Source organism: Actinomyces sp. HMSC08A09 (genome assembly GCF_001807465.1).
Taxonomy (GTDB): domain Bacteria; phylum Actinomycetota; class Actinomycetes; order Actinomycetales; family Actinomycetaceae; genus Actinomyces; species Actinomyces oris.
The window spans coordinates 25359-50989 of sequence record NZ_KV789077.1 but is presented as its reverse complement, the minus strand read 5'-3'; the positions used below and the strand labels follow the sequence as shown (position 1 = coordinate 50989).

The following is a 25631-nucleotide window of genomic DNA, read 5'->3' as shown; positions in this document are numbered from 1 at the left end:
ACGGACACCCGGGCCGTCTGCGCCGATCAGACGACGGGGGCGACCTGGCGGGCCAGCTCGACGAGATGATCCAGGTTGGGGGCGATGTCCTCAGCGGCGGCGCCCCACAGGCGCATGACCAGGTCCACCGGGACCGTGGGCAGTCCCGCCAACCTCAGGACGACGACGCCCTGGGTGGGGCCGTTGGACTCGTAGAAGGCGGAGAACCCCACCATGTCCGGGCCCGGCCGCAGGCGCACCAGCTCGGCCTCGGGCAGGAGCGCGGCGACGATCTGGCGCTGGGTGGCGCGACGTCCCTCCTTGGAGCCGTCATCCTTGGCGATCTCCAGGCTGAGGTCGATGACGAAGGGCGGGTGGGCGACGTCGTCGATATGCATGAGGCGGGCGAAGCGGCCCTGGCGCTCCATGGCCTGCAGCTCGTTGAGCAGGGACTCCAGCTCGGAGCGCCACTGCGGCCCGGTCACTCCCAGGTGGGCGCTGCGGTGCCTGGCCTCCTCCCGCGCCCATCCCGGCGGTGGGAAGGGCGGGATGATCACCCATCGCTGGGGATCAGGAGTGACCGCGATCTGCACTGTGTGTTCCTTCCGAGACCTCGTCCGACTGCGAGGCAGTGGGCTGGGCGCCTACCATGTCTGTCCTATGAGGACCCGAGAGCGACATACGACAATTATGCCTGCATCCGCACGCCGACGTGTGGTCCGCGTGCTGGTGGATGCGGGGCTCATCATCGCACTGTGTGCCGTCACGGAGCGCTGCTGTGGAATCTTATTCGCTGTCGGGGCGGTTGTGCTGCTTATTGCTGTGATGACTGCCATGATGGCAATGACAGGCGCCACACCCGGCGGGCTGGTGACGGGGGTCCGGCTGCGGAGGGTGGCGGACACAAGCAGTCCCCCTGGACGCTCTGCGGTGATTTACGTCGCATTTTTGGGCCTCTCTTTGGTGGCAACCGCAGGTCTGGCCCCCCTGGTGTTGTGGATCCTCTCACTATGGCGTGCTGAACAGCGCACCTGGTTCGACCGACTGGCTGGAACAGTTCTTCTCAGCGCCAGGCCGACCTCGGTGTCGGCCTGTTCCCTGGTGGTTGAGGGCTCAGTAATCCCAGTTCTGGGGCCGATTGTTCTCGGGCGCCGGCCGGCCCCGATCGAGTCCCACCCCGATGCGCAGCTCGTCGCGGTGCTCCGTTCGGAGGACTCCGTGTCCAAGACGCACGCCCTGTTCGCGCCCGCTTCGGATGGGGTACTCGTCACAGATCTGGGTTCGACGAACGGAACCCACATCGAGGACGAGGAGGGCGTTCACCGACTCTCACCCGGCCGACCGGAGTACGTGCACCGGGGACGGCAGGCATACTTGGGTGACGGTGTCTGTATCGTCCGTTGAGGAGAAAAATGATGACAAACAGCCCGAACAGCAGCGCGAACAACGAGGTCTGGTGGACCGAGGGTTCGTGGACAGGCGTGGTCACGCCACGTGCTGTGATGATCCTGCCCCCGTCGGTGCCGCAGGACCTCACCGAGCGCCTGTGGCGGCTGCTGCGCAGTGAGGAGGCCTCGCTGACGCGGGCCCTGGATGAGCTGGTGATGGGGATGGGTGGACGTCTGGGTGCGATCCCGGACTTCGTGCTCGCCGTCTCAGCACCCGAGGACGTCTTCCACGTGGCACTGCGCGGTGCCCCGCAGATGGAGGTCGACGGCAAGGCGCTGGACGCCTCCGCGGTCACCACCTGGTTCGAGACGACGGTGACCGCCCCCAACTCGGTCATCGTCAGCGCACCCGACGGCGCCGGACAGGTGCGCCGCCCGGCGGTCGACGCCGTCGTGAGCACCGGCCACCTGGTGCTGCGTGGATCGGAGAAGTCGAGCGGGACCCCGTCCCCCAGCCGTGCATCGTCGAAGGGGTCCGGTGACTCCGACGACGATGACCCTGACCCGGCTGGTCCTGACTACTCCACCGCTTCTGCCGGCTCCGCCGGAACCCCTGCTGCTGCCGTGAGGACCTCTCGGTCCTCCCGTCGGGCATCGCGTCGCGCCTCGCGCCGTCAGTCCGCCTCGTCGGACCACTCGGAGCAGGACGACTCGTCTGAAGGGGCGCCTGCCGAGACCGCCGAATCCGCCGACGTCGTCGACGACCTCATCGAGATCGCGCAGGACAACGCCGAGCAACAGGCCCTCGATGGTGCTGAGCTCGCCGCGTCCCTCGAGAGCGCTGAGGCCGCTGAAGCCGCCGGTCAGTCGGAGGACTCCGCTGAGGACTCCGATGCTGCTGAGGAGTCGGGCCTGATCTCCGACTCCGAGGGACCCGCTGACCTGCTGGCCGTCGTGGCCGGCATCTCCGAGGCCGCTGAGGCGACTGAGGTGACGCCGTCGCCAGAGCTGCCCGAGTCCTCAGAGACTCCCGACGAGACCCCGGAAGCCCAGACCCCTGAGGCCGCCGAGGCCGCCACTGAGTCCTCACCGGAGACCTCCGATGAGGATCTGCTGATCGCCCCCGTCTTCGATATCCCGGCCCTGCCGATCCCCTCCGCTCAGGAGGCAGAGGCCATGATCCCGCCCCCTCCGCCCCCGTCGAGCGAGGATCTTGAGGCTGCTGGTATCAAGGACGCTGCCGCCGAGGTCACCGAGGTCGCCCAGACCCCGGCCGACTTCGTGCCCGTTGAGGCCGCCGAGGCCGCCGTGGTCGCGGAGGCCACTGCTGTTGCCGAGGCCGCCGCGCAGGCGCACGCCGAGGAAGAGCCCGTACGCTCCGGGGACCACGACGGACAGACCATCAACAGTCTGCCCGAGGACCTCTCCCAGGAGCTGCGCGCCGAGCTGCTCAACCAGGGGCTCGGTCCCCTGGAGCCGAGCCAGTCGGCGGAGGTCGTCGAGTCGCCCGGATCCGCGGCCGTGGATGCCGCAATGGTCGAGCTCGTGCAGCCCTCCGTCGGTGAGCCGGCGACTGCCGAGCTCGGTCGCGGGGACCACGATGGGCAGACCATTAACGGTCTGCCCGAGGACCTGGTCGGCGAGCTCGTCTCCCTCGTGGGAACCGGGCCCTCCAGCCCGGCCTCCCCGGTCTCGGCGAGCTCTCCCAGTGAACCCGACGCCATCCGGATCGTGCTGTCGGCGGTGTGCCCCCAGGGCCACCCCAACCCCACGAACTACACCGTGTGCCGCGTCTGCGGAGCTGAGCTCAACCGTCCGGCCAAGTCGGTGGCCTGCCCCCCTCTGGGGCGCGTGGTCACCTCCGGCGGCGAGAGCATCGAGCTCAACCGTCCCCTCCTGGTGGGTCGCAACCCTGTGGCCGACGACATCAGCAGCGTCGCGGAGGTCCCCCTCCGTCCGCTGACTGTCGCCAGCCCCAACCAGCTCGTCTCCCGCAACCACATCCTCATCGACCTGGATGCGTGGAGCGTTCTGGCCCAGGACCTGGGCAACTGCAATGGCACCGTTCTCAACCGCCAGAACGAGGCGCCCGTGCGCCTGTCCTCGGCGAATCCGGTGCTCCTGCGCAGCGGAGACGTCCTCGACCTCGGCGATGGTCAGACCCTCGCCTTTGAGAACCTCCCCTGATGCTGGATCACAAGGGACCGCCTCCGGTCATCTCCGGGTTCACGTACCTGGAGAGACTCGGAGCGGGAGGCTACTCCACGGTCTACCTCTTCGAGCAGCACATGCCCCGCCGCGAGGTCGCGGTCAAGGTCATGAACGCTGACGTGGAGGACAAGACCGCCTCCCGCTTCGAGTCGGAGGCGAACCTCATGGCGCGGGTCTCCTCCCACCCGGCCATCCTGTCCATCTACGGCGCGGGCGTCTCCGCCGACGGCCACCCCTTCCTGGTCATGGAGTACTGCCCGCCGCCGCAGCTGGGCGCCATCTTGCGCCAGGGTCCCCTCAATGTCGCTGAGACCCTGTCGACGGCGATTCAGATCGCCGGAGCGGTGGAGACCGCTCACCGGGCCGGCATCGTCCACCGGGACATCAAGCCCGCCAACATTCTGTTCACCACCTACCGCCGCCCGGTGCTCTCCGACTTCGGCATCTCCGCCATGAGCGGCCCGGAGGGGGCCGAGGAACTGCGGGGGATGAGCGTGCCCTGGGCTCCCCCCGAGCAGCTGGTGGGGATGCGCTCGGCCAACCCGGCCTCCGACATCTACTCCCTGGGCGCGACCACCTTCGCGATGCTCACGGGGCGCAGCCCCTTCGAGACCGACGGCATCCCGGACGTCTACGAGCTCTCCCGCCGTATCGTCAAGGACCCCCTGCCGCCGCTGGGGCGTCAGGACGCCCCGCCGTCGTTGCACCGCGTGCTGTCGGTGGCGATGGACAAGAACCCGGACTCGCGCTACCCGACGGCGCTGGCCTTCGCCCGGGCGCTCCAGCAGGTCCAGGCCGAGCTCGACCTGCCCATCACGACGGTCGACCTGTTCCAGGAGCCGGACAAGGCCGCGAAGTCCGCCCGGCGTCCCAACCCCGACGAGGCCGACACCGCCACGAAGATGGGGGTCTTCAACCAGGTCGACGTCACCAGCGAGCACATCGCCATGCGGGTGGAGCCCGACAGTGAGGACAAGGGCTCGTCGTCGGACTCGGAGGCCGCTGAGTCGAGCCGCCCCAACCGCATGCGGGCCGTATTGACCGGTCTGCTGGTCGTGGCCATGGTCGCCGCCGTCGTCGCCGCGATCGTCGTCTCCCAGAACCAGGACAAGCAGAAGAAGCCCAACAACCCCATTGCCACGATCGCCCCGCAGCCCGACGCCAACCCCCTGCAGGCCTCAGTGCCCATGGTGGGAGATATCGTCGGCGAGGCACAGGGTGACGGCACGGTGAAGTTCACCTGGGGTGAGCCGGAGACGAACTGGTCCGGCAGCTACCTCTACCGGGTCAAGCTGCCCGATGAGGAGACCGAGGTGGACTCCACCCGCACCAACGAGGTCACCGTCAACGCCCAGCCGGCGCGCACCTGCCTCGAGGTCACCGCGGTGCGCGCGGACGGTAAGGCCTCGCCGGCCAAGACCGCCTGCGTCGACACTCCCTGAGGTCGCCTCCCGAGGGCGATCACGCCCGAGACATCGTTGAAGTGAGCGCCGTCGAGACATAGACGCTGGGGCCCGCACTCCCGGACAGGAGTGCGGGCCCCAGCGCTTGAGGGAACCGGTGCGGAACTCAGACGACCTCCACCTTGAAGGCGATGCGGCCGAAGAAGATCGTGCTGCCCTCCAGGGCGGACAGCGCCTTGTCCGGTACGGCCTCGACGGTGCGCCCGTCGCGGTACTCCACCCGCGTCCCGTTGGTGGAGTGCAGGTCGGTGACCCACACCCCGTCCAGCAGCGGGAAGATCGCCGCGTGCGTCTTGGACACCGAGCGCGTGGGATCGTCGAGAGCCACGCGCTCCGCCCCGGGGTAGGCCGAGATGTTGTCGGGGTCGCGTCCCACCACCGTGGGCTCATGGATGACGATCGGGTTGCCGCCCAGCAGCGGGACGAGACGCACCGACAGGGCCGGGGCGGCCGAGGAGGCCGACGGCAGCGACGGTGTGGCGGTCTGGGCGCTTGCGGCGGGAACCGGGGTGAGCGGGGGCAGAGAGACGCCTGCTGCGGGGGCGGAGGCAGGCGCGGCCGCCTCCGGCATGCTGCCGGCACCGTGCCTGGACGCGCCGGTGTGGGGCTGCGCCGACGCCTGGGCGGAGGCGGAGCGCTCGTGACGAGCGGCGCCGGCCTCCGCGGCGGTGGCATCGCTGCGGGACTCGCCGGGGACGGCGCGCTCATCCGCGGGAGAGGGGATACCCGGTCCCGAGAAGCGGTGCGAGGCGTGGGACCGGCGCGCGGAGCTCCCCTCCGCAGCGGCCGTGCTTGCTGCGCTGCCGGCGGAGGTCCGAGCGTGGCTGCGGTGACTGCGCACGGTCGGGTGCGTGTTCCCCTCAGAGGAGGCCGGCACACCACCGGGCACGGTGGCCGGGTTGGTCAGATCCATCGGGGACGCGTGCTGCGCAGGCGCCGAAACCGTCTTCGGCTGCTGCGGCAGGCCGTCGTCGGAGACGATGGCTCCTTCCGGCAGGGAGTCCACCGTGGCGGCATCGACCGAGGTGGGAACCGAGGACCAGGGCACCGAGTCGATGAGGGCCTGCGTGTTGCGGTCCCCTGAGGGCAGGATGCTGGAGGTGTCGAAGGTGTGCGCTACCTCCGGGACGGGGCCTGCTCCGGCAGCGAAGCGCTGCCGATCAGAGGCGAAGAGGCTCTCGCGACGAGGAACGCCGGGCTGTGACACCGACTCTCGCTGATCCTCGGCGGGTGCAGCAGACGAGCCGGAGGTCTTCTTGCCGGTGTGACCGGGCTGAATCCTCCAGCGCTGGGCGTGGGCGTGTCGTGGTTCCATCGTTTGTGATGTTACGGGTTTTGTGGCTTTCGAGCGCGGGACTTGTGGTGTGGAAGTCGCATCGTGCGACGTGGAGGACTCTGTTGCCTCGGAATCGGCAGCAGTTTTGGAGGATTCCGCTGAGGGCGTCGTCGCTTCGGACTGCTGCTGATCGGCTGGGTGCTGAGGGAGGGCGGTGCGTGGGACGAGGGCTTCTCGGCCTCGTCACCCTGGCTGTCGGCGGCATCCGTGGACTGAGACGGCGCGTCCTCCACGACGTCGAGCGTAGCGGTTTCGGAATCCGTCTGCGAGGGCTGCTGCGTCGGGGCGTCGTCGGAGTCGGATGATGCGGCCACCGGCGGCTCCTCGGTATCCGCCTCAGACGGCTCGTTGGACGGTTCCTCGACGTCCGCAGCCGGTTCATCGACCGGTTCCACGGCGTGCTCGTCAACCGCCTCCTCAGCTTCCTCTGCCGTTTCTTCGATCGTCTTTTCGGTCGTCTTTTCGGCCGGTGCTGGGACGGCCGGCTGCGATGATGCGGCCGGGGCGGCGTCGTCCGCCTCCGGCTCGGTGGCCCCGGCGGGGGCGAGCGGTGCCGGCTCCGTATCCTGGTGAGCCGGGGGAGCGGCGTCCTCCGCGGCCTCGGGGGCGGTTGCGACGGTGTCCTCGTCGGCCGGCCCCGTCGAGGGCTTCGATGCTTCTGCCACGGCCGGACGGGAGTCGGCCCGGGCCGCGGCCATGGCAGCGGATGCCTGCGGATCCATGGGGGTGGCCGAAGCGACGGCGACGGCCTCGGCGTCGGTGTCCACAATGGCCGGACCGGCCTCCGCCGCCGACTTCGCGGAGGCGGACGATGACACGGTCGCCGCCTTGGTGGCCTTGACGGTGACCTGAGGCGCGGCTGCGATCGTTGCGGCATCCGTGCTCGCGGCCTGGCCTGCGGCGGAGCCTCCTGAGACCGCAGGCGCGTAGCCGTCGGAGGAACCGGCCTTCAGGGCGCGACCGGCATGGCGCGCGGGTCGGGCCGGACGGGGCCGACGGATCGAGGAGGAGACCGGATCCGACGTCGTCGGGTATGCGTTCCTGCCGGAGGAGTCGGTGATGCCGGCCTCGGTGGCGCTCTGGGCGCCCGCGGTGGCGGCCTGCTGGGTCTCCTGTGCCGTCTCCTGGCCGGCCCTGGCGCGCGTCGAGCCCGGACGGGGGCCGCGTTTCCTGGGCTTCCTGCCCCGTGCCGTCTTGCCCGCCTTCTTCTCGGTCTTGCGCACGGCTCGCTCGGAGGGCCGAGTGCGGGGGGCGGACTCGCCTGACTTCTCGGGGGCCTGAGTGGACAGTTCCGCGGCGGGTTCCTGGCCCGCGGCGCTGCGCTCGGCGGGGGAGGAGAGAGACGCGCGCCTGGCGGCGTCCCAGGCCTCACCGATGTCCTGAGCGGAGGACGCCTCGGGCTCCTCCGGTGCCACGGCACCGGCGTCGGCCCGGGGGCCGAGGGAAGCGGGCTCGGTGACTGGGCGGTGTGCCGACCCGGCCTCTGAGGGAGCAGGTCGTGCGGGACGCCTCGGTCTGCGGGCGTTGAGCAGCGCCATCCCGGAGAGCTTGTCGTGCCATCCGCGCCCCTCGGGGTCGGCGGCCGCCGTGCGCATGAGCGCGATGGTGCCCAGGCCGAGCGTGGTGATGCTGACGGCCAGGATGAGATCGGCGTGGAGGAACGAGCCCAGTGGTGAGGGGGTCTGGTTGCGGGCCCCCAGCATGCGGATCCTGAGCAGGCGCCCTCCCAGGGACCAGCCGGTGGCGGCGATGGCCAGCCAGCGTGCCCCGACGACCAGACCGAAGGCGATGAGCCCGCTGGTCAGGGCCGGGCGGCCGCCCACCTGCCAGATGACCGTGGTCAGGCCCCCGACCAGAAGCGAACCGATGACGAGGTCGATGACCCCGGCAACAACACGTGCCCGCACCGGGGCCGGGGGGAGGCGGCGATGCACAGCTGAGGGCGTGTGCGCGCCGGCCCGGGCCGCGTCGGGCTCCGAGCCGTGGGAGTCGGCCGTCTGCGCTCCGCCGTGCGGATCACCGGGGGCGCTCGGCGCCGTGCCGTACGGACTGACGACGTCGGTGCGCGGCGCGTCATCGGACGGACGGGAGGACGTCGGTCGGCCCGCAGCGGTCGAGGCGCTGCTACGGGCGTCAGCAGTGATCGTCATGACCGCAACCTCCTGGGTCGACGTGACCGCCTGTCGGCGGGATGGACGAGGGAGCGCGGGGACAAACGGGCCCATACCCGTCCCAGGCGCGAGCGGTCCGCCCCCATGCAGCGGACGATCGCATCTGAGGATTCCCACAACTCCCCTAGAGCGTACGATGGCGGCTCCCCGGAGCTGAAGACCTGGGTGTCAACTGCTCCGGCGAATCGAGGCAGATCGACCTGCGGGAAGTGAGGGGCCAGCTGCGCGGCCGCCTCCCTCCGAGTGGCCCCCCACCCGGGGTAGCGCCCCAGGTCGCGGGCCCGGTCGAGGATCTCCTCCCAGGCTCCCAGGGCCTTGCCGACGCCGGTACGTGCGCGCCGGCGTCGGCGCCGCCAGGCCTTCCACCCCAGGACCGAGCCCACGATCATCGCGATCGCCAGGACGGAGCCTCCGACGGCGATGACCGCCGTCGGCAGACCGCCCTTGTCCTTGTCCTGGGGGTCGTCGCGCTGCGGGTCCTCGTAGTTGGGGGGCAGCTGGGCCGGGTCCTCATTGGGCAGCGGGGGCTGGAGGACGTTGGGCTCGGGGTTGGAGACCTTCTGGGTGGTCTGCTGCTGGGGAACCTGGTCGCGGTCCGGCGTGACGTCGAAGGACACCCAGCCCAGCCCCTCGAAGGGAATCTCCACCCAGGCCTTGACATCCTCGCCGGTGACGGTTTTGGCGTCGCCGTCAGTGGCCGGGTCGAAGCCCATGACGACGCGGGCCGGGATGTTGAGCGAGCGGCACATGAGCATCATGAGCACCGAGTACTGCTCGTCGTCGCCGATGAGGGAGTCGGCCTCCACCATGGAGGCGATACGGGCGGCCCCGTGCCCGGGCTGGGAGGGGCTCTTGGTGCCGTCGGAGTAGTAGCTCGTGCGCAGGCGCTGCTGAAGCGCCCGGACCTGCGCGATGGGGTTGGACTCGGCCCCGACGATCTCCTTGGCCAGGGAGGCCACCGACGACGGTACCTGCTCGACCGGTCCCAGCGAGGTCTGCGCCAGCGAGGCCTTGTTGAGGGCGGCCTCGGAGGGCGCGGTGTAGGGGGCGACCCGCTCGGTGAGGACGTCACCCGATGCCAGGCCGCTGGTGGCGATCCCGGTGGAGGAGAACTTGTCGTAGTACATGCCCTCGCGCAGGGCCGACTGACGCGGCCCGGAGGACTCGATGCGGATCGTCTCGGGCATGGTGGGCACCCAGGGGAAGCTGTAGTCCTCGATGGTCAGGGAGGAGGTCTGCTTGCGTCCGTCGAGCCGGTTGGCCGTCAGCTGGGTCTTGTCGCCGATGCGCTCGAAGCGCGACTGGCCGTTCTCGTTCTGACCGATGTGGGCCGACAGGCCGTCGTAGGAGTCCAGGGCGGCGATGCGGATGCGTCCGCCCGAGGGCAGGTTGATCGGCTTCATGAGCCGGGTGTGGGCCTTGTCCGTCTCCAGGGTGCGCACCAGGGACAAGGGGCTGGCGTACTCGGTCACGTCCAGCGGCGGCTGGAACAGGTCGCGCACCACCGTCCGGGAGGCGGGGGCGGCGGGGGTGAGGACCATGGCGGCCAGGGAGGTGACCAGCAGCAGCACGGCGGCGATGACCGTTCCGCGCAGGGCCGCCCGCCCCAGGTCCCCGGTGGAGCGGGCGCTCGTGGCGCCCGAGGTGGTCGAGAAGGAGCTCAGGTCCAGGGCCTCGACGACGTGGCTGCGCCGCTGCCGCAGGGAGCCGCAGGTCCACAGGGCCAGGATCCCGACGACGAACAGGACGCCCAGCACAGTGGGGCGCACGGTCTCCTGCCCGCCCCAGCCGATGCCGACGGCGGGCAGGCAGGTCAGGGTCAGGCCGGCCAGGACCTCACGGCCCGCCAGGATGAGGCGGGTCGCCAGCGCCGAGACCACCAGACCGGTCATCCAGGGCAGCACCGTCATGCCGCTGAAGGAGCTCAGCGGCATCGGCACGGTCAAGGCGTCGCGCCACACGGTGATCGTGGAGCCCAGCACCGTCTTGATCGCCGCGGTCCCGGAGCCGACGTCGGTCAGCAGCCACGGGGCCACCAGGACGTGGACCAGCGCCAGGGCCGCCATGCTCGGCAGCACCGACAGGCGCAGGCGCGAGCAGAGCATGGAGGTCAGGGCGCCGATAAGCGCGCCGTAGCCGACGGCGAGGCAACCCACCACGGAGGCGAAGATCGGCAGGAAGGGGACCGCGCCGATGGCGAGGATCCCGGCCATGAGGACCAGCTCGAGGGCGGCGGCGGCCGGCGTGGGTGGCTTGGCGCCACGCCGGGGAGGCAGGAAGCGGCGGGCGGAGAGCGCCGGCCGGGAGGGACGCGACAGGAGCGGTCCGGCGCCGGTGATCGAGCGGGCCTGACGAGTCGTCTCGTTGCTGTAGAGACTGCGCGTGCGCGACGATGTCGCCGTCGACCAGGGGGAGGGCGACTCGTCCGAGCCTCCGGAGGGTGCGGCGGTGACCTGCGAGGGAGCCTCAGCCGGAGAGAGCGCCCCGGCCGGCGAGGCGCCAGAGATCGGGGAGCCCGCGGTGCGGGGGGATGCGGTGGTGAGGGTTGTCGTGGGGGTCATAGTGCTCGCCTCAGGGCGGTGGGAAGCTGCTCAAGACGGTCCATGTCCACGACCGGCATCGTTCCGGCGTGGTGGCGCGACAGGCCGCGCTGGCCGGCGCGCAGGGCAACGGTCACCATGGGCAGCGGTGCGAAGCCGCGGGCCCGGGCCAGCACGGCGCGGTCGACCTGCTGGCCGGTGACGAGGACGACGATAGAGGCATCGGGGTGCGCCGTGCAGGCGTGTCGCACCAGCAGGTCGCAGCCGTAGTCGTCCTCACCGGTGCTCAGCAGGCAGGACGTGTCCAGCATCCGCAGGGCGGAGGAGGTGGGCAGAGCCCCGATCTGGGTGATGAAGCGGACCTCGCGCCCGTCCTGGATCGCGTCCATGGCCAGTGAGCAGGCGATGGACACCGCGGTCTCGAAGTCCTCCTCGCCGGCGTAGTCGTCCTGACGGGTGGACAGCAGGACGAGCAGGCTGGAGCGGCGGGTCTCCTCGAACTGACGCACCATGAGCCGGCCGGTGCGGGCCGTGGTGCGCCAGTGGACGTTGCGCCGGTCATCGCCGGGGACGTACTCGCGCAGGGCGTGAAAGGCGACGTCGGAGCTGGACAGGTCCTGGGTGACGGCGCCCTCGATGTCTCGCAGGACGCCGTGCAGGACCGTGCCCAGGCGCACGGTGCGCGGGTGGATGTGGATGTGCTGCGGGGTGCTCAGGGAGCGCTCGCGCTGGAGCAGCCCCACCGGGTCTCGCTGGACCGCCAGGACCGGACCGACGGTGACGATGCCGCGGCGCTGCGTGGGCAGGACGAAGCCGCGTTCGTGGACGGCCCCGGGGGTCAGGGTGGGGACGACGAAGACGGCACGCCCCGGCCCCACCGGCATCTCCATGCGCGAGGGCAGCAGCGGCCGGGTACGGGGGTTGGTGACGGTCAGACGGATGAGGGCGTGGTCGCCCACGGTGACGCGGGACTCGAGCAGGTTGTGGTTGACCGAGTAGCCGCGGCGGGGGATGAGCCACAGCCAGGCGCTCACCGCGACGATGCCGACGGCGGCCGCGGCGCTCCACGCCTCCTGCCAGCCCATGACGGCCCCGGTCAGTCCGCAGGCCGCCAGCAGCACCAGGCTGCCCCATCCGATGGGGGTCACGGTGTGCAGCAGCCAGCGCAGCGGTCGCAGTGCCACCGCGGCCGCTGCGGCCAGTCGGGACTGCGAGGGCCTGGCGGTCAGGGCCTCGTTCGTGGAGGTCGACGACGCAGCCGATGCTGCGGGCTGCGCGGAGGCCGGAGCCCCCGAGGAGGTGGGGGCTGCGGCGGAGGAGGCGGATGCGCCGGTCCCGCCCGCCGAGCCCGGACGGGCCTGGAGGGCAGGTTTCTGCGACGTCGTCTGAGGCGTCATACGGCTCAGTCGCGGGTCGTGGGGGCGGGGACCTGGGCCAGCGCGGCGGTGATGACGCCGGAGGCGGTGGCGCCGGTGAACTCGGCGTCGGGGTCCATGACCAGGCGGTGGGCCCACACGACCTCGGCGAGGTCTTTGACATCGTCGGGCAGGACGTAGCTGCGGCCCTGGGAGGCCGCCCACACCCGGGCGGCCCGAGCCATGCCGATGGCACCACGGGTGGACACGCCCATGCGGGTCTCGTCGGCTGCACGCGTGGCCTCCACCAGCGCCCCGATGTAGTCCAGCACCGAGTTCTCGATGTGGTTCTCGGCGGCGAGGTCGGCCATGGAGGCCACCACGGAGGAGGCCACGACCGCGGACAGGCTCTTGGAGCGGTCCGGGTGAGCCGAGCTCGACAGGATCCGGGTGAGCGCCTCCCGGTTGGGGTAGCCCACGGAGGTCTTCATGAGGAAGCGGTCGAGCTGGGCCTCGGGCAGGCGGTAGGTGCCGGCCTGCTCGATGGGGTTCTGGGTGGCGATGACCATGAAGGGGCGCTCGGTCGTGTGACGCACGCCGTCGACCGTCACTTGGGACTCCTCCATGACCTCCAGGAGGGCCGACTGGGTCTTGGGGCTGGCCCGGTTGATCTCGTCGGCCAGGACGATGGAGGAGAAGATCGGGCCGGCGTGGAAGTCCCAGGTGCCGGTCTTCTGGTCGTAGATCGTCACGCCCGTGATGTCGCTGGGCAGCAGGTCGGGGGTGAACTGGATGCGAGAGTGCGTCCCCTGCACCGAGGCCGCCAGGGCCCGGGCCAGGGCTGTCTTGCCGGTGCCGGGGGCGTCCTCGAGCAGGAGATGGCCCTCGGAGAGCATGGTGGTCAGGGCCAGCTTGATTACGTCCTCCTTGTCGAGCAGCGCCTGACCGACGTTGTTGACAATGGTGGAGAAGGCGTCAGCGAACCATGTCGCGTTCTCGGGAGTCATCGGCATGGAATCAATGATCCTTCGGGTGGAGAGAGGTGGGTGTGTGACTTGTTGCGTACTGGGCATCGATCCGGTTAATGAACCGGTTATTGCTGGGTGCAGGTGATGGTCTGGTCCCAGTTCGGTGTCCGGTGGGGGAACTTGTGCCGGGCGTAGCCGTTCTTATCCAGGGCGATCTCCTCCTCGTTCCAGGCGGGCTGCCAGTTCCAGGTGTCCCAGTACCAGTAGCCGCAGGACACGGTGCTGTTGGGGTTTCCGGTGATGTCGAAGACCATCTGGTAGCAGGTGCCCCAGGGGCCGAAGGGGTGGCACCTCTGCGTGTAGTCCACGTAGAACTTCTGCTCGGTGCCGACCGGGTAGGCCTGCTTCTTGTCATCGTCATCATCGTCGTCATCGTTGTCGTGCTTGGACGGCCGGGTGACGGTGTCGCAGCCCCACTCGGAGGTGCCGGCGTTGGTCCTGGCCCGCACGCACCAGGTGAGCGACTCGCCGCGCTTGAGCTTGCCGTCATAGGTGTCACCGATCTCGATGTCCTCGACGGACTTGCCGCCGTCGTCGGTCTGCTCGTACTCGGCGCTGGCGCCGTTGTTGGCACCGGGGCTCCAGGAGCAGGAGACCTTCTTCTGCTTCTTACCGGTGAGCTCGCAGCTGACCGAGGGGACCGACGGCGGACCGTAGGGCGCCACCGGCGAGGAGGCGACGACGTCGGAGTACTGCCCGCCGCCGTTGGCGCGGGCGTAGACGGTGTAGGCCTGCCCGTCGTTCAGTCCCCGGATGGTCGAGGAACTGGTCCAGGTGACCTGGTCCACGGAGTACTCCACCGTCAGCTCGCCCACGCTCCAGCCGTTGCCGGCCCGGGGCGAGGAGCTCACGGACAGCTCGCCGCTGTTGCCGGTGGCCTTGACGGCCGGGGTCGACGGCGTCAGCGGGGTCGGCTTGTAGGTGTAGCTGGCCTGGCCTGAGGTCTTGGAGCCGTGACCGTTGTCGGCCTCGACCCAGAAGGTCCAGGTTCCGCGCGAAACCGAGACCGTGGTGGAGGTGGCCCCTCCCACGTTCTTGGAGTCGCTGGTGTGCCCGTTGGAGTAGTGCAGCGTGTAGCTCACGGGGCTGCCGTTGCCGTTGGCGGCCTGCCAGCCGATGGTGACCGTGTCCCCGTTGGGGGTGATGACAGGGGTCCCGGGGGTGCCGGGCTCGCCGTAGGGCGTCACCGAGTTGGACGGGGAGGACCACTCCGAGACCGTCCCCTGGCTGGACCTGGCGCGCACCTGAGCGGTGTAGGCGCGTCCCGGGGAGACGTCGAAGGAGGCCGAGTCCCCGGAGATGCCCGACTGCACGGTGCCGTCGGACAGGCGCACGTCGTAGGTCGCCGTGCCCCCGAAGGGGTCGTCCACTTGGGTCCAGGCGGCGGTGACCTTGCCCGAGCCGGCCGTCAGCGTGGGCGCGGCCGGGGTCTTGGCGGTGGCGTTGTGCTGGTAGGACACCGTCGCGGCCTCGGAGTCGCCGTACTTGTTGGTGGACACGACCTGGATGCTGTAGCTCTGACCGGGCGCCAGGCCACTGATGAGGCAGTTCGAGGTCGAGCAGGACTGCTCGGAGCCGTTGACACTGACCTTGTAGCCGGTGATGGGGGAGCCGTTGGCGGAGCCGTCGGTCCAGGACACGCGCGCCGAGTCGGCGTCCACGGGGGTCACGCTCAACCCGGAGGGGGCTGCGGGCGCCACCCCACCGACCTGGACGGTGATGGTGCCGGTGACGGCCCGGGACTCCGAGCCGGTGGAGTCCAGCACCTTGTACTGCGCGGTGATGGTGCCGTGGAACCCGTTGTTGGGCGTGATCGTCACGGTCGTTCCCGAGGCGCTGATCGAGCCCTGGCCGGAGGTGATCGTCGGGGTGCCGGACAGGGTGATCGGCTTGTCCGGGAAGGGGTTGCTCACCGCCTTGGACACGTCGGTGCTGACCGCCTCGCCGTTGCGGGACTCCAGGTTGATCGGGGCCGTGGTCATGAGGGGCTTGTTGGAGGCGCTGACCCGCACGGGCAGGGAGGCGCTCACCGGCGGGTTGACGCCGTCGGAGACCGTGATCGGGATGGAGCCCGTGGTGCCCTCGGCGGTCTTGTCGGAGGCCTTGACCGACAGTGTCGAGCCGCTCAGGGAGATCTCGAATCCCGCGGGGGCGGGACCGGCCTGGAAGGAGAGCTTGTCATTCGGGTCGGGGTCGGTGGCCATGGCCGCCAGGTTGGCCGTCACGGCCCCCTCGCCGGGCGCCACCGTCATCTCGGTGGGAGTGAAGGTCGGCGGCCGGTTCGTCGAGGACTCCACGATGATCGGCAGCGTGAGCGTCGAGCTCAGGGCGTCGGAGCCGGTGCCGTCGGCCACGGTGAAGGTCACCGAGGTCTGCCCGGTGAAGCCCGAGTCGGGGGTGAAGGACAGCGCCGACCCTCCCGAGGCGACCTTGGCGTCCTTGGTGCCCTTGGCCATGTGGATGGAGGAGGTGTCCGTGATGACGGGCTTGGTGCCCTCACGGGTGAGGATGTAGGAGGACAGGTTGATGTCCGTGGTCTTGTCCGCCAGCACCCGGGCGGGCACGGCCGAGGGGTTGATGCGGGGCCGCAGGGCCGAGCGGGCCGGCACTACGACGACGGCGTGGCCGGTCAGCCCGTCGGCGTCGGTGATCGTGTAGAGCACGAGCCGCTGGGTCTCGCCGACCGTCAGGCTCAGCGAGTCCTTGCCCACCTCGACGTCGGGGTCGGAGGAGGACAGCTTGAGGTCCCACGGCGAGCCGTCGGTGTCCTTGTCGTTGTCCAGGACCGGGACGGTGACCTTGCCGTTGGCGTCGACCTGGTCGACGGTGACGTAGTCGTCCACACCTACCGGGTTGGCCAGGGGGGCGTTGCTCGAGACCTGGACGGTGACGGTGCCGGTGTCGGTGCCGCCGCGTCCATCGGAGACGGTGTAGGTGACCGAGTGGTTGCCCTCCTTCTCCGGCAGGTCGAGCACCAGGCGGCCGGCGCGGGTGGACACGCCCAGGGAGGGGTCGCTGGAGACCGGGTCGCCCTCCAGGGACAGGCTGTCGCCGTCGGTGTCCAGGTCGTTGGACAGCACATCCACGGCCACGGTGCGCCCGGGCTTGGCCACGACCAGGTCGTCAGTGGCCACCGGGGCCACGTTGAGCGGTGAGGCCTGGGCCACGCCCACCCGGACTGTGCCGGTGGCCTGGGCCCCGAAGCGGTCCTCGACGACGTACGTGAAGGTGTCGGTGCCGGTGGCCCCTTCGGAGGGCGTGTAGGTCAGCCACGAGGAGTTGATCTCCACCGAGCCCAGGGAGGGGGCCTGGTTGAGGCCCACGAGGCTCACCGAGTCGCCGTCGGGGTCGATGCCGTCCAGCGGCACGGTGATGTTCGTGGCCGAGCCGGCCAGGGTGCGGGCCTCCAGGTTGCGCGGTGAGGGAGCGGAGTTGTGCTCGGCGTCCTGGGCGCGCACCTCCACGGTGAGGACCCCCGAGGCGGTCTGGCCCTGGTCATCCTTGGCCGTGTAGGCGTAGGAGGTGCGGCCGGGCTGGTTGCCGGCGCGGAAGCGCACGGTGTTCTCGCTGACCCAGGCGGTGCCCAGCTCGTCGCCCACCAGGCTGACCTGGGAGTCCACCGACAGGTTGAGACCGGCGGGGGAGGAGTCGTTGTCCAGGACGGAGGCGGTGACGACGTCGCCGGCTCGCACGACGGCGGTGTCGTTGGTGACCACCGGCGGCTGGGGCTGGGACTGGGTCACCGGGACGATGGCGACCTTCCCGGTGGCGCTGGAGGTGCCGTTGGTGACCGTGTACTCCACCGTCAGGTTGGCCGGCACGGTGCTGGCCGCACTGATCTGCAGCAGGGAGTGGTCCACGACCGTGACGGTGACCCCGGAGTCCGGCGGGGTCTTGACCGACTGCAGGACCAGGATCCCCCCGGAGGGGTCGAAGTCGTTGGTGAGCGGGGCGATGGTCGTCGAGCCGCCGTTGCGCAGCAGGGCGGTGTCGTTCTCGACCTCGGGAGGCACGGTGGCGTCGGCCTTGGGCGTGACATCCACGCGCACGATGCCCTGGGCCGTGTTGGCCCCGTCCATGACGTCGTAGGTGAGGTAGTAGGTCTGGGCCTGGGCGTTGGGCTCGGTGGAGAAGGTGAAGACACCGGCCTGCTGGTCGACGCTGATCGAGGTCCCGGCCGGGGCCTCCTGCACCGCGGCCAGGCGCAGGGTCCCCCCGGAGGGGGAGGTGTCGTTGTCCAGGGGCGAGACGACGGCCTTGGAGCCGGCGACGACGCGCACGTGGTCGGCGTTGGCGATCGGCTTGGCCGACTGGGCCGGCTGCACGTCGACCTTGACCACGCCGGAGGTGGTCTCCCGGCCGTCGGAGACGGTGACGGTCAGGTCGCGAGTGCCGGTGCCGGCACCCAGCTCGCGCACCGTGACGGTGCCCTCGTTGGAGACCTTGGTGTCCAGGCCCTCGCCCTGGGCGGAGACCAGGTAGAGGTCGTCCCCGTCGGGGTCCAGCCAGTGGCCCAGCACGTCCAGGGAGCCTGAGGCCTTCTCGGCGACGGTCAGGGTGGGGGTGGTGATCTGCTTCGGGGCGCCGTTGACGTCCCAGCCGTGGACGTCGACGGTGGCGACGGCGGAGTCGCTCATGCCGCGGCCGTCGTCGGCCGTGTAGGGCACGGAGAAGCTGCCGGAGGCGTTGTCCGGAACGTCCATGCGCAGAGCCAGTCCGCCCTGGGCCTTGGTGGCCTTGAGCGAGCCTCCGTTGTCCTGGGGGGTGGCGGTGAGGACGTCGCCGTCGGGATCGGAGTCGTTGGCCAGCACCGGCAGGAGCGCGGAACGGCCCGGGCGCACGCCGAAGCTGTCATCGGCCGCCTTGGGGGGATGGTTCTCCTCGGTACGCTCCGGCGGGGTCTGGGAGTCCGAGGTGTTGGCCGAGTCGTCCTTCTGATCGGCGTTGTCGTCGGTCTGGGCGGTCTTGTCCGTCCAGTCGTCGATGAGGACGAGGTCCTCGTTGGGCAGCCACACCGAGCCCGTGTCCAGGTCGTTGAGCACGATGGCGTCGCGGTTGACCCGGAAGACCGGGGCGGAGGAGGCGGCGAGCTTGTCGTCATGGGCGGTGTCGGTGCCGCCACCGAACAGCCCCGAGCAGCTGCGCACGAACTGGCCCGAGCCGGACCAGGCCGCGTAGACGCACTTGCCCAGGCGCACCGGCTGAGCGGGCACGCCCTCGGGGGCGGAGCCCTCCTTGGCCGACGGCGTCCTGGTGACCTTGCCCCCGTCCATCGGGACGGAGATGAGCTCGTTGCGGGAGGCGACCAGGACCGAGTCGGCATCGGGGCCGGGCTGCTGGAGCACCAGACCGGAGGTCCCCAGGCTGACGGACTTGCCCTCGGGCAGGTGGAGGATGCCGGTGCCGCGCTCCAGGACCACGGGCTGGTCACCGACGGCGGTGATCGCCAGATCGGTGCCGGCGGTCAGCTTCAGGGAGGTGTTCGTGGCCTCCTTCCAGCCCTTGTCGCTGGTCTCCAGGGAGACCAGCGACTTGCTGGTGGCCGAGACGGCGTGGATGGCGCCGTCCTTGCCGATGGCGGCCACGACGTCGGGCATGCCGGTGACCACGGGGGCGGCTGCGGTCAGGGAGCCGGCCTCCTTGGCCTTGGCGGCGCGGATGGTGCCCTGGACCTTGTCGACCGCCATGACCCGGTCCCCGCCCTGGGCGATGGTCACGCCCTTGGTGAGCTGGGTGCGCCCGGAGAAGGCGACCTGGGAGGGGTCGACCGAGGAGACGGAGGCGTCGCCGGAGTCGGGGACCAGGACGTCCTCGGCGTTCTGGGTGACGTCGAAGGAGGACGAGGAGGTGCGGATCGCGCCGTCGACCTCGCGGGAGGGGTAGTTGAGGCGGGCCACCAGGTGCTTGGAGGTGGAGGTGACCCACACGCCGCCGTCATTGAGGTGCAGGTCGGCCTGGGCCACGCCCTCGTGGAGCCAGGCGGCCGTTCCCAGGGCGGTGACGCAGACGACGGCGGCCAGCGTCGACAGGCGCTTGCGCAGCCGCACGCGCTGGGCGCGCGACTGGGGGATGCGGAAGGTCGCGGCCAGCCGGGAGGTGGTGGTGCCGGAGGTCAGACCCGAGTCGACGTCCTGAACGTCGTCGGACCGGGAGGTCCGGCTGCGCCGCCGGGGGCGCAGGGCGCCGGCGGCACGGGTGAGCAGACCGGGACGGTCCGCGGCGGACGGTTCGGTCTGAGCGGTGCCGGAGTCGGATCGGTTGCTTCCGCCGTCACCGGCACCGGAGGTGGCTGCGGCGGAGTCGATGCTGCTCGACGGGGTGTCGGGCGTCTCGAAGTCGTTACGTGAAGTGGTCACTTGGCCCCTTGGGGACTACGGGATGCGACCTCCTGGACGAGGGTGCGGCGCAGCATCGTCGAGGAGGTGGTGGGTGTGTAGGGCAGGTAGATCACCGAGGCCCCGACCTCGGCCATCTCGGCCTCCAGACGGCGACCCTTGTCGGTGCCCTCCCAGTCCGTGCCCTTGAACAGCACGTCGAAGGGGGAGCGCTTCCAGGCCAGGCGCTTGTCCTGGTCATAGTCGGGGACCACGGAGTCCACCATGCGCAGGGCGGCCACCATGGCCATGCGCTCGGCCAGGGGCACGATGGGGCCGCGCCCCTTCATCCGCTCCAGCGACTCGTCGGTGGCGACCCCCGCGATGAGGTGGTCGCAGCGCTTGGCCGCCTCGGTGAGGATGTTGAGGTGCCCCACGTGCAGCATGTCGAAGCCGCCGGGGACGTAGCCGGTAATCATCAGTAGGCTCCCTTTCCGCCGATGACCGCGCGCAGCGTTCCGGCGAAGATCTTCGCGTCCAGGGCTCCGCCCCGGTTCTCCACGTAGTGACGGTCCAGGGCCACGGTCGAGGCCCAGGACAGGTCCGAGCGTCCGGAGATCTGCCACAGGCCGGTCAGCCCGGGCTTGACCAGGAGACGACGCAGCGCCTCGGCGTCGTACTTGGCGACCTCGACGGGAAGTGCGGGGCGGGGCCCCACCAGGCTCATGTCCCCGCGCACGACGTTGATAAGCTGGGGGAGCTCGTCAATCGACAGACGGCGGATCCATCGGCCCACGCGGGTGATGCGCGGGTCCTGACGGTCCTTGAACATGACCTCGTTGCCGGCGTCGCCGCCGGCCTTGACCACCGAGGCGCGGCGCGCGTCGGAGTCGATGTACATGGAGCGGAACTTCCACATGGTGAAGGGCTTGCCGTCCTGGCCCACGCGGGTCTGGGTGTAGAAGACCGGACCGGGGGAGTCGAGGCGGATGGCGAGCGCGGTGGCCGCCAGCAGTGGCGAGATGAGGGCCAGCCCGATGGCGCCGGCGAGCCGGTCGAACAGGGCCTTGCCGGCGGCACGGGTGCGGCGGGTCTTGACAGCGATGAGACCGGTCCAGCCGTGCGTGACGGTCAGGGCCCGCATGCGCCCGGGCACGACGTCCTGCAGCCCGGGGGCGACGACGAGGCGCACCTGGGTGCCCTCCAGTCCGCGCATGAGGGTGACCAGGTCCTCGGGGATGACCGAGCCGACCGTCATGACGGCGTCGATGCGCTCGGCGTGCAGGGTTTGGGCGATGTGCTGGGGGCTGCGCACGGGCTCAGCCGAGTGGAAGGCGCGGTCCTGCCCGGAGGACAGGTAGCCCACGATGAGGAAGCCGTCCATGGGGTGGCGGCGCAGCTGGGTGAGCATGGGCTGGGAGCCCGAGCCCATGACGATGAGGGTGCGACGCAGGGCGTGCCCCTCGAGGCGGCGGCGGCGCAGCCACCCGGCCTCGATGGAGCGTCCGGTGACGGCCAGGAGGAGCTGGGCCGCCAGAGTGGCCAGCAGGGTGGTCCGGGCGACTCCGGACAGGTCGGCCAGCAGCAGGGCCACCGGGACGCTCACGGCGGCCGCGGCGACGAAGCGGCCCGTACCGGGGCCGGCCTGCTCGACGGCGTCGATACCGAGCGCTCCCAGGAACCAGGCGATGAGCACCATCGTGATGCCCACGGTGGTCGCGGACCAGACCAGTGGCAGGTGGCCGCCCAGGAGGGCGAGCCAGAAGGGGACGGCGACGGCGAAGAGGTCGGACAGGACGAGCCAGATGACGAGGTCATGGCGCGTGCGTGCCCAAGGACTGCGCGGAGCGGTGGGGGAGGTGGCGTCGGCTGCTGCTGTCGAGGGACGCCGGTGCTGCTCGCGCTGGGGCAGTGTCAGGGTCGAACTAGACAAGGTGGACTCCGCAGGGATGATCGTGGGTGGGCAATAACTGGTCGGCTAGTGCTGACGGGACGTCGTGAACAGCAGCGTTTTAGAATGCTACTAAGTCTTGCGGACGTTATTTGTGGGAAGTGGCCAAGATCGCAGGGGCAAGATGAGGAGTCGAGAGGTTTCTGAGATGTCTGTATGTTACAGGTGCGCAACGATATGGAGGTGTCAATGCACCTCTGAGGGACCTTTCAGGGTTCTTCCAGCAGACGGCGTTGTTGCAGGTCAGGGCCGGTATGCTGGGGTTGTGCCAAGGGGGGTGGGTGGGGGACCGTCTATGTCACAAGACGATAAACAAAAGATACCAGGTCGCCGGCCTTGATGCGTCTACTCTCGTGCCTGTCTTCAGGTGTCTTTCCGATGCCGGATTGTGACCTTCCTACAACATCAGGAGTGCTACGTGACCCAGTCGAGTTCTTCGGCACCCCGGTCGGCTTCCGGGCCGGCCGAGGCGCAGTCGGCGGACGGTGCTGCCCCGACGGGCGCCGCTGAGTGTGGGCGACCTGCCGATAGCTCAGTCGCCGCAAGCCTCTCGGCGGTCGAGGTGAGTGATGGAGCGGCCGCGTCCCGCGGCTCTCGACGTTCTCCTCTGCGGAGGCTCGGCGGGGTCCTCAGGCGGGGGTCGTCGTCAGGCGCCAGCTGGTCGTCTGTGGGAACCACAGCCGTGGCCAAAGTGGTGGTCATGGGGGTGTCCGGCGTCTTCGGGCTGGTCAACACCAGCCTCATCATCAGGCACTTCGGGGCCGATGCCTTCGCCCAGTACGGCCTGCTGGCCACCTTCCCCACCCTCATGCCCTTCACCGACCTGGGGATCGGAGCGGTCATCCTCAACACGGTGGCGAGCTCGAACGACCCGGCCCACGACTCGACCGTGCGGCGCACGATCACCACCGCCGTCCGGGTGCTGCTCGGCTCCGCCCTGGTCATCAGCACCGTCGGCGTCGTCATCCTGCTGCTGGGCGCCTGGCCCGGGCTGCTGGGGGGCAAGCTCATGGAGGGCGGCGGACTCACCGCCACCGTCTGCCTCATCATCTACGCCGCGGCCCTGCCACTGTCCGTGGGGCAGCGGGTCATCATCGGGCTGGGGCGCTCGACCACCCAGGTCATCAGTCAGGGGGTCGTCTCCCCGGCCATGTCCTGCTTCCTGCTGCTGGCCATCGTCACCGGGCTGGGGCGCGGCAACGCCGTGTCCATCTACTCCTACATCGCCAACGCCCTGGTGTCGGTCATCTGCATCGTCGTCGCCTGGCGCGCCACCCGCCCCCTGTTCAAGGGCGCCCTGAGGGACGTGCCGCGGCTGCGCAGTGTGCGCGGCGTGCGCATCGTCAACACCGCGGGCCCCCAGCTGCTGCAGTCCCTGGCCATCCCGATCGCCTTCCAGACCGACCGCCTCCTCCTGTCCCACCTGGGGCAGTCTCAGGCCCTGGCCGAGTACAACCTGGCCAACAACCTGTTCAACATGCTCACCCAGACCGTCATGGCGGCCGGCGTCGCCATGTGGCCCATGTTCGCCAGGGCCCGGGCCGACAAGCGCATCGAGAGCCCCTTCAAGCCGGCCATCGCCTTCAGCGGGGGCGGTCTCCTCCTGGCCCTGGCCCTGGTGGCCATCACCCCCTGGGCCGCCCGAGTCATGTCCCACGGCAAGATCGTCCTGCCCTCCGTGCTCGTGTGGGCCTTCGCTGCCTACGTCGCCGTCGAGGCCGGCAAGCAGCCGCTGGGCATGTACATGACCGACCCGCGCGGCCTGCAGTTCCAGGTCATTCCGGTGCTCATCCTGGTGCCGATGAATCTCGCCATCTCCTGGGTCCTCATTGGGCCCTTCGACGCTGCCGGGCCTATCCTGGGATCGGTGATCTCGGTGGTCCTGTGCCAGATCCTCCCGTATGCCTGGTGGGTGCGCCGGGACGTGGCCAGGCGTCGTCGAGAACTGGCCCAGCAGTGAGCCCCTCCTCGTCGGCCGTCGGTGCTGAGCCGGCTCGCGCAGCCCGGGAGCCGGCGCCGCGCCCCCACGCCCGACCGCTGCCCCACGTCCCCCGACTCCCTCACCTCGCCGTTCCTCATCTGTCCACCACCCGGCCCGGTTCCCCGGGCCCCGCTCAAGGAGAAGCCTCATGAGCTCCCCTGCTGGTTCCCCCACCATCGCCGAGAACATCAGGGCCCTGTCCCGGGCTCAGAAGTCCAAGGCCGGTGCCCCCCTCTACTCCCGCATCATCAACCGCCCCGCAGGTCGGGTCCTGGCCGCGATCGCCCACCGGCTGGGCGCGACCCCTGACCAGGTGACGGTCCTGTCGGCACTGTGCACCTACAGCGGCATCGCGCTCATCGCCCTGTGGCGTCCCACAGTCGTGTCGGCCGTGGCGACCGCCCTCCTGCTCATGTTCGGCTACGCCCTCGACGCCGCTGACGGACAGTTGGCGAGATTGCGTCACGGTGGTTCCAAAGCCGGTGAATGGCTCGATCACGTTGCCGACGTCATTAAGCTCTCGACAATTCACGGGGCCATTGCGATCTCGCTGTTCCGTTTTGCAGAACTACCTCCCTCGGTTCTGCTTATTCCGCTGGCTTTCGGAGCGGTTCAGAATATTCACTTCTTCAGCTACATCCTGACGTATCAGCTGCGTTATCACGGTGGGACTCCTTTGGCTAAGGACGAGTCCCGACCGGGCATTCTCAAGTCGGTTCTGTCGGCCCCCACGGACTACGGGCTCATGTGCTTCGTGCTCATGACCCGCTTCGCGCCCACGGTCTTCCTGTGGGTGTACGGCATCATGCTCCTGGGCTACGCGGGCTACGTGGCGCTGGCTCTGCCCAAGTGGTACCGCGACCTGCGCAACGACCTCCAGTAGGCCCTCGTCGTCGGCCCTCATCGGGCCTGGGGAGGCCGACCCGTGACAGGCTGCGGCGAACCGATCACCGGCGCTCCCGCTGAGATCTCCATCTATTCCCCCCTCATATCTGTTAAGGAATCTTATGGCTCTGCTAACCGGGCGCAAGGCGCTACTGGTCTATACGGGACGCAAGGACGGGTTGGGCAACCGTGTGCGTGCGCTGCTGTCCGCCCAGGAGCTCGCTCGGGTCGAGGACCGCGATCTCTACTACGTGTGGAGCACCGATGAGTACTTCGGCCCCCGGATGGATGAGCTGTGGCGATTCGAAGGGGGCAGTGCCGTATCGCGCCTGACCTCCCGGGCGCTCCTGCCCGTGGCCCGGTACCGTCAGCCCAAGGGGGTTCGGATCACTTCCGATCTGCGCCGCCGCCACCTGTGGCAGATTCACTCCCACGGCCTGCCCGTCACCTGGGAGGACCCGGCCTGGAAGGGGGGCGCCGCGGAGGGGACGGCGCCCGCCGGGCCGCGCCCCTGGACCGAGCGGCTGCGCGAGCTCACCCCGGTTGACGAGATCGCCGATGAGGTCCGCTCCCTCTACGACGCCCACCTGCGGGGACGCCCCTACGTCGGCATCCAGGTACGCACCCACGCGGTCTCCCACGCCAAGACCATCGAGTCCTCACCGGTGGAGTGGTTTGCCAACCGGATGCGCCAGATCCGCGCCGACCACCCCGACGTCCCCTTCTTCCTGTCCTGCGACACCCCTGAGGCCCAGGAGCAGCTGGCCGGGGAGTTCGACGGCTGCGTCTTCCTGACGGACAAAGGTGGTTACAACACCGTCAAAGGCGTGCGCTCGGGCCTGGTCGACCTCTATCTGCTGGCCAGCTCCCAGCACCTCATCGGGGCCTCCTTCTCCAGCTTCGTGGAGATGGCCGTCTTCCTGTGCAACGGCGTCGTCCCCTTCGAACGGCCCGACCAGCCGCTTGACGGCGAGTTCAGCCTCTCCCTGGGGCTGGCCGAGGACCCGCTGCGCCCCGCCCAGCGCTGAC

The 25631-nt window shown here is 70.0% G+C and carries 15 protein-coding genes; 6 read left to right on the top strand and 9 right to left on the bottom strand.

The features are described from left to right. Window positions 1-26: 26 nt before the first annotated feature. Window positions 27-572, bottom strand: a complete 546-nt coding sequence (locus tag HMPREF3165_RS00865) for a hypothetical protein (RefSeq protein ID WP_003780678.1) — start codon at window positions 570-572, stop codon at window positions 27-29. Here HMPREF3165_RS00865 and HMPREF3165_RS00860 point away from each other — a divergent pair. The 3 genes from HMPREF3165_RS00860 to HMPREF3165_RS00850 are packed head-to-tail and all read left to right on the top strand — an operon-like array spanning window position 529 to window position 5020. Then, window positions 529-1383 carry an FHA domain-containing protein gene (locus tag HMPREF3165_RS00860; RefSeq protein WP_370991885.1) on the top strand — a complete coding sequence of 285 codons (855 nt, stop codon included), beginning with the start codon at window positions 529-531 and terminating at the stop codon, window positions 1381-1383. The two genes, HMPREF3165_RS00865 and HMPREF3165_RS00860, sit on opposite strands and share 44 nt — an antisense overlap. An 8-nt stretch (window positions 1384-1391) precedes the next feature. Continuing rightward, window positions 1392-3554: an FHA domain-containing protein gene (locus tag HMPREF3165_RS00855; protein ID WP_070510100.1), complete on the top strand. Its 2163-nt coding sequence runs from the start codon at window positions 1392-1394 to the stop codon at window positions 3552-3554. After that, the gene (locus tag HMPREF3165_RS00850) at window positions 3554-5020 is read left to right on the top strand and encodes a serine/threonine-protein kinase (protein ID WP_070510097.1); all 1467 of its coding nucleotides are present in this window, start codon (window positions 3554-3556) and stop codon (window positions 5018-5020) included. Before HMPREF3165_RS00855 ends, HMPREF3165_RS00850 begins: the two co-directional genes overlap by 1 nt. 127 nt (window positions 5021-5147) lie before the next feature. Here the strand turns inward: HMPREF3165_RS00850 and HMPREF3165_RS00845 are convergent, their stop codons facing one another. The 8 genes from HMPREF3165_RS00845 to HMPREF3165_RS00810 all read right to left on the bottom strand — a co-directional run bounded on the left by HMPREF3165_RS00845 (window position 5148) and on the right by HMPREF3165_RS00810 (window position 21718). Beyond that, on the bottom strand, window positions 5148-6356 hold the full coding sequence (locus HMPREF3165_RS00845; protein WP_141744978.1) for an FHA domain-containing protein: 1209 nt from the start codon (window positions 6354-6356) through the stop codon (window positions 5148-5150). A gap of 11 nt (window positions 6357-6367) precedes the next feature. Beyond that, the gene (locus tag HMPREF3165_RS00840) at window positions 6368-8527 is read right to left on the bottom strand and encodes an RDD family protein (RefSeq protein ID WP_070510091.1); all 2160 of its coding nucleotides are present in this window, start codon (window positions 8525-8527) and stop codon (window positions 6368-6370) included. Beyond that, window positions 8524-11109 (bottom strand): transglutaminase-like domain-containing protein, encoded by a 2586-nt coding sequence (locus HMPREF3165_RS00835; RefSeq protein ID WP_070510089.1) that lies wholly within the window; start codon window positions 11107-11109, stop codon window positions 8524-8526. Before HMPREF3165_RS00835 ends, HMPREF3165_RS00840 begins: the two co-directional genes overlap by 4 nt. Continuing rightward, window positions 11106-12485 carry a DUF58 domain-containing protein gene (locus HMPREF3165_RS00830; RefSeq protein ID WP_070510086.1) on the bottom strand — a complete coding sequence of 460 codons (1380 nt, stop codon included), beginning with the start codon at window positions 12483-12485 and terminating at the stop codon, window positions 11106-11108. The genes HMPREF3165_RS00835 and HMPREF3165_RS00830 overlap by 4 nt, the downstream gene beginning before the upstream one ends. Window positions 12486-12490: 5 nt before the next feature. Next, complete coding sequence (locus HMPREF3165_RS00825) at window positions 12491-13456, bottom strand: AAA family ATPase (protein WP_003787581.1); 966 nt, start codon at window positions 13454-13456, stop codon at window positions 12491-12493. Window positions 13457-13536: 80 nt separating this feature from the next. Further along, window positions 13537-19827 carry an Ig-like domain-containing protein gene (locus tag HMPREF3165_RS00820; RefSeq protein ID WP_083303133.1) on the bottom strand — a complete coding sequence of 2097 codons (6291 nt, stop codon included), beginning with the start codon at window positions 19825-19827 and terminating at the stop codon, window positions 13537-13539. Continuing rightward, a complete protein-coding gene (locus tag HMPREF3165_RS00815; RefSeq protein WP_009407724.1) occupies window positions 19824-20264 on the bottom strand; it encodes an FAD synthase family protein in 441 nt (146 codons plus the stop codon). Before HMPREF3165_RS00815 ends, HMPREF3165_RS00820 begins: the two co-directional genes overlap by 4 nt. Next, on the bottom strand, window positions 20264-21718 hold the full coding sequence (locus tag HMPREF3165_RS00810; RefSeq protein ID WP_003787575.1) for a sugar transferase: 1455 nt from the start codon (window positions 21716-21718) through the stop codon (window positions 20264-20266). Before HMPREF3165_RS00810 ends, HMPREF3165_RS00815 begins: the two co-directional genes overlap by 1 nt. Window positions 21719-22436: 718 nt before the next feature. On the opposite strand from HMPREF3165_RS00810, the gene HMPREF3165_RS00805 reads away from it, so the two are divergent. The 3 genes from HMPREF3165_RS00805 (at window position 22437) to HMPREF3165_RS00795 (ending at window position 25630) form a co-directional block, all read left to right on the top strand. Next, window positions 22437-23696, top strand: a complete 1260-nt coding sequence (locus HMPREF3165_RS00805; RefSeq protein WP_070510151.1) for an oligosaccharide flippase family protein — start codon at window positions 22437-22439, stop codon at window positions 23694-23696. Window positions 23697-23865: 169 nt separating this feature from the next. After that, on the top strand, window positions 23866-24600 hold the full coding sequence (locus tag HMPREF3165_RS00800; RefSeq protein WP_070510083.1) for a CDP-alcohol phosphatidyltransferase family protein: 735 nt from the start codon (window positions 23866-23868) through the stop codon (window positions 24598-24600). A gap of 124 nt (window positions 24601-24724) precedes the next feature. Next, window positions 24725-25630: a NodZ family protein gene (locus HMPREF3165_RS00795; RefSeq protein ID WP_070510080.1), complete on the top strand. Its 906-nt coding sequence runs from the start codon at window positions 24725-24727 to the stop codon at window positions 25628-25630. The last annotated feature ends 1 nt before the right edge of the window (window position 25631 follow it).